This is a genomic window from Cognatishimia sp., assembly GCF_964229375.1.
Classification (GTDB): domain Bacteria; phylum Pseudomonadota; class Alphaproteobacteria; order Rhodobacterales; family Rhodobacteraceae; genus Cognatishimia.
In genome coordinates this window covers 1-4,883 of the sequence record NZ_CAXREH010000207.1, presented here as the reverse complement: position 1 = coordinate 4,883, position 4,883 = coordinate 1, and the positions used below count along the sequence as shown (strand labels likewise).

Below are 4,883 nucleotides of genomic sequence, written 5' to 3'. Positions count from 1 at the left end.
TCGAGGTGCTCGCCCAAGCGATCGGCACGGCGACACACGCATGACGACAGAGACAAAAGCGACGGACGCGGCGCTGGGCCAGAACCGAAAACTTGGCATCATCAGCGCTGTTCTGGTCATCTTCATCTGGTCTGGCTTTGTCGTCTTTTCCCGCTCGGGCGTGCAAAGCAATCTGACAGCTTTTGATCTTGCGGCCCTGCGTTTCATTGTGGCAGGAGCGCTCACCGTGCCTTTCGCGGTCGCGTGGTGGCCAAAACACTTGCCCTTGCGTGGGGTTCTGGCCGTGACGTTCTTTGGGCCCGGCACGTTTTACGCCCTGCTGATGTATTTTGGCATGACCGAAGCATCCGCGGCCTATGCCGCCGTGTTCGCGAATGGATCTTTGCCATTCTTCTCAATCGTTCTGGTCTTTCTTCTGACGTCCAGCCTGCCGACAAAAGCGCAAGTCGTGGGACTTGGCTGTATCATGCTGGGGGCCGTCACAGTGGGCGCATCAGGGATCACGGGCCAAGAGGCCAGCCCTTTGCGCGGTATTGTGATGTTTCTCACCGCGTCGGCTTTTTTGTCGATTTACATCTTTGCGCTCAGCCACTGGAAAATTCAGCCCAAACAAGCGCTTGCGGTTGTGAATATTCCGAACGCCCTGATCTTTCTGCCGATCTGGTACTTTGCGTTGCCCTCGACACTGGGCGATGCCCAGCTAAGCCAGATCCTGTTCCAAGCGGCGTTTCAAGGTCTTGGGCCGGGGTTCCTTGCGGTCATTCTGTTCTCGCTTGCGTCCATTCATTTGGGGCCCACGCTGACGTCTGGCTTTTCCGCAGCGGTTCCCGCAACGGCGGCCTTGCTGGCTATTCCGGTACTGGGCGAAGTCCCCTCTGTCGCCTCTTGGATCGGCATCGGCGGGGTCTGTCTGGGATTGGCGATTGTCGCCTTGCGCCGCTGACGACTTGGCCGGTCGCGCCCTAGATTTCGATATTCGTGAATTTCTTCAGCATTTCCATCGAGTTCTTGGCCTGAAATTTCTTCAACAGACGCGCACGGACGTCTTCGACGGTGCGCGGCGAAAGGCCCAGATCTAGGGCGATCGCTTTGCTTGTTTTGCCCGCGTGCAGTCCCAGAACCACGTCCCACTCGCGTGGCGAAAGTGTGGGCTGATTGGTGGGTTCGCCCACCGGCGCGTAGGTAAACACCATCCGCGCGAGGGGGTCTTCGGGCGTCAGCGTTTCAGCACGGAAGCGACACCAAAGCAGGGACTCGTCCTTGCGCCGCAAAAGCCGCATATCCGAGTAAGATCCGCCCGCACGCAGGGCCTTGAACCCGAACTCGCGCACCCGTTCGTATTCAGCATCGTCATAAAGCAACGAGCGAAACGACTGACCGATCAGATCTGATCGGTCAAACCCGGACAAATGACAGAATTTGCGGTTGCAAGTACGCACGATCCGATGCTCGGTCATGATGATCCCGATGGGGGCTGCGTCAAATGCGATGCTTTTCAAGGTCTCCATGGCTAAGATCATACCGTATTGATACGGTATTGCTACCGTATCGCTAATCCCGATGATTGATCAGGTGCCATACGTGGCAAAAAAGTTAAGATGCCTATGATTACGCAAAGCGCACACCGCTGGTGAACAAAGAGATCCGTCGTGCAAGTCTCGGACATAAAACGAGGCACCACGGCCTTGCACTCTTTCGACGCCACAAAAATTCGATAGGGAGAGACACAATGAACAAGCATATTTTGGCAGGCGCTGCCTTGCTGATGACCTCGACTGCACTTGCGGCGAACACCGACGTGACCGTCGGGCTTCAGCTCGAACCACCCCATTTGGATCCAACCTCTGCTGCGGCCGGGGCGATCGATCAGGTACTTTATTCCAACGTCTTTGAAGGCCTCACCCGCTTTGGCGCAGACGGCTCTGTTGGTCCGGGCCTTGCGGAAAGCTGGGAAATCTCTGCCGATGGCAAGACCTATACCTTCAAGCTGCGCTCAGGCGTGACATTCCACGACGGCACAGCGTTTGATGCGTCTGACGTCGTCTTCTCGCTGGATCGTGCCCGCGCCGAAGACAGCACGAACGCGCAAAAAGCACTGTTTGCTGGCATCGAAAGTGTCGAGGCGATGGATGCCTCCACGGTGAAAGTGACCCTGTCCGCGCCACAGGGCAACTTCCTGTTTAACATGGCATGGGGTGACGCGGTTATCGTTGCGCCAGAGAGCATCGATAACATCAAGACGGCTCCGGTCGGCACCGGTGCATTTGTCTTTGCAGACTGGAAACAGGGCGACAGCATCACGCTGAACCGCAACGCAGACTATTGGGGCGATGCGGCCGCTTTGGAGAGCGCGACGTTCAAGTTCATCTCTGACCCGACTGCGGCCTTTGCTGCGATGATGGCCGAAGACATTGATGCCTTCTACAGCTATCCAGCACCGGAAAACCTGATCCAGTTCGAAGCTGATCCGCGCTTCAACGTGCTTGCAGGCAACACCGAGGGTGAAACCATCCTTGCGATCAACAACAAGGCAGAGCCGTTCAACGACGTGCGTGTGCGCAAAGCTGTATCCATGGCGATTGACCGTCAGGCGATCATCGATGGCGCCATGTTTGGATATGGCACCCCCATCGGCACTCATTTCGCGCCACATAATCCTGACTATCTGGACCTGACCGGCAACGCACCGTTTGACCCAGACGCGGCCAAAGCGCTGTTGGCCGAAGCCGGGTACCCTGACGGCTTTAGCACGACACTGAAACTGCCACCTCCCTCTTATGCACGTCGCGGTGGCGAAATCATCGCTGCGCAATTGCGTGCGATTGGCATCGAAGCCGAGATCTCCAACTTGGAGTGGGCACAGTGGCTTGAGCAGGCATTCCGCGGCTATGACTATGGCCTGACCATTGTCAGCCACACAGAGCCTATGGATATCGGGATCTATGCCCGTCCGGAATACTACTTCCAGTATGACAACGCAGATTTCCAAGCGTTGATCGCGGATCTGGCCGTCGAAAGCGATCCGGCAACGCGGTCTGACATGCTGAAGCAGGCGCAGACGATCATCTCGGAAGACTATGTGAATGGCTTCCTCTTCCAACTGGCACAGGTGTCTGTGGTGAACGCAAAGCTGAATGGCATCTGGGAGGATGCTCCGACGCAGGCCGTTGACCTGACAGGCGTGAGCTGGACGGACTAAGTACACCTCAATGGCACTTTACGCATTGAAACGGCTGGGCTCGCTATTGATCTCTTTGATCGTGGCGAGCCTCGTCATCTTTACCTGCATCGAAATTGTGCCAGGTGATCCAGCATCCTTTATGCTGGGGATCAATGCGCAGCCAGATACTGTTGCAGCCCTGCGAGACGAGCTAGGGCTAAACCAATCCCTGATCCAGCGTTATTTCGGTTGGGTCGGCGGACTTGTAACCGGGGATCTGGGCACCTCTTATACCTATCGTTCACCGGTGTCGGAAATCGTCGCCGAGCGGCTTGAGATCTCGCTGCCCTTGGCGATCTATGCGCTTGGATTAACCGTCGTCGTCGCCTTTCCCGTGGGCCTTTTGGCGGCCGCGCGTCGCGGGTCGGCCACCGACGTCACCGTCATGGGCGCAACTCAGCTGGGCATCGCGATCCCGAATTTCTGGTTTGCCATGCTGATGGTCCTGGTTTTCGCGATCAATCTGCGCTGGTTCTCGGCCGGAGGGTTCCCCGGATGGGACGCAGGCTTCTGGGCTGCCATCAAAGCCCTGACCCTGCCTGCCCTCGCCCTTGCCTTGCCGCAGGCCTCAATTCTGTCGCGCGTGATGCGCTCGTCCTTGCTGGATACGCTGTCTGAGGACTACGTGCGCACCGCCCGGGCCAAAGGATTAAGCCGCCGACAAGTCATGTGGCGTCACGCCCTGCGCAACGCGCTTATTCCGGTTCTAACCATCATCGGCCTTCAGTTCTCGTTCCTGCTGGCGGGTGCAATCATTATCGAGAATGTTTTCTTCCTGCCGGGCCTTGGACGCCTGGTGTTTCAGGCGATTACCCAGCGCGACTTGATCGTGGTTGAAAGCGTGGTGATGCTGCTGGTGTTTGCCGTGATCGTTGTCAATTTCCTCGTCGACCTTGCCTACGCCTGGGTCGACCCAAGACTGAGATCACGCGCATGAGCGAGGCTAACCTGTTTCACACTGTCCTGAGGTCGCGCAATCTTGTCATCGGTGTTCTGCTGACCGCAGTCTTCGCGATCGCGGCTTTGGTGTCTCTGATCTGGACGCCCTATGACTGGACGCAGCTGGACATTGGCAACAAACTGCAATCGCCCTCGGCAAGTCACTGGTTTGGCACCGATCATTTCGGACGCGACATCCTGTCGATGCTGATGGTGGGCGCACAGACGTCTATTGCGGTGGCTTTTGTCGCCGTCGGGATCGGTATGGGGGTTGGCGTGCCGCTGGGCCTCACGGCGGCTGCACGACGTGGCAGCCTGCTGGACGAGGTGATCATGCGCGGCAACGACTTGGTCTTTGCCTTCCCCTCCCTGTTGATCGCGATCATGATCACAGCGCTGTTTGGCCCATCTGCGATCAACGCCATCATCGCGATCGGGATTTTCAACATCCCTGTTTTCGCACGCCTCAGTCGCGGCGCGGCGCTGCCGATCTGGACACGCGATTTCATCATGTCCGCACGGGTGGCGGGTAAGGGCACAGCTCGGATTTCGGTGGAACACATCCTGCCGAATATTTTCAATCTGCTGATCGTTCAGGGCACCATTCAGTTCTCGCTGGGTATCCTAGCCGAGGCGGGGCTAAGCTATGTCGGTCTGGGCGCGCAGCCCCCGATCCCAAGCTGGGGGCGTATGCTGGCGGAAAGCCAGACGCTGATCTCGCTGG

Annotated in this window: 5 protein-coding genes; 4 read left to right on the top strand and 1 reads right to left on the bottom strand. The window is 57.6% G+C overall.

Going from position 1 to position 4,883, the window contains the following annotated elements; translation table 11 throughout:
* Window positions 1-943: DMT family transporter (locus ACEQWH_RS15080; RefSeq protein ID WP_370232214.1), on the top strand; the 943-nt coding region annotated here is incomplete at its 5' end.
* Window positions 944-962: 19 nt separating this feature from the next.
* Here the strand turns inward: ACEQWH_RS15080 and ACEQWH_RS15075 are convergent.
* The gene (locus ACEQWH_RS15075; RefSeq protein ID WP_370232212.1) at window positions 963-1,508 is read right to left on the bottom strand and encodes a LuxR C-terminal-related transcriptional regulator; all 546 of its coding nucleotides are present in this window, start codon (window positions 1,506-1,508) and stop codon (window positions 963-965) included.
* Between the two features lie 257 nt (window positions 1,509-1,765).
* Between ACEQWH_RS15075 and ACEQWH_RS15070 the strand changes: the two genes are divergently transcribed.
* From ACEQWH_RS15070 to ACEQWH_RS15060, 3 genes are all read left to right on the top strand, one after another.
* A complete protein-coding gene (locus ACEQWH_RS15070; RefSeq protein WP_370232216.1) occupies window positions 1,766-3,199 on the top strand; it encodes an ABC transporter substrate-binding protein in 1,434 nt (477 codons plus the stop codon).
* Window positions 3,200-3,209: 10 nt separating this feature from the next.
* The gene (locus ACEQWH_RS15065) at window positions 3,210-4,157 is read left to right on the top strand and encodes an ABC transporter permease (RefSeq protein ID WP_370232210.1); all 948 of its coding nucleotides are present in this window, start codon (window positions 3,210-3,212) and stop codon (window positions 4,155-4,157) included.
* A partial coding sequence (locus ACEQWH_RS15060) for an ABC transporter permease (protein ID WP_370232208.1) occupies window positions 4,154-4,883 on the top strand: 730 nt, incomplete at its 3' end. The genes ACEQWH_RS15065 and ACEQWH_RS15060, both read left to right, overlap by 4 nt.

What these genes read in the sequence shown, in the direction of transcription:
- ACEQWH_RS15075 (WP_370232212.1), bottom strand. Translation starts at nt 1,508, where the DNA reads ATGGAGACCTTGAAAAGCATCGCATTTGACGCAGCCCCCATCGGGATC.
- ACEQWH_RS15070 (WP_370232216.1), top strand. Translation starts at nt 1,766, where the DNA reads ATGACCTCGACTGCACTTGCGGCGAACACCGACGTGACCGTCGGGCTT.
- ACEQWH_RS15065 (WP_370232210.1), top strand. Translation starts at nt 3,210, where the DNA reads ATGGCACTTTACGCATTGAAACGGCTGGGCTCGCTATTGATCTCTTTG.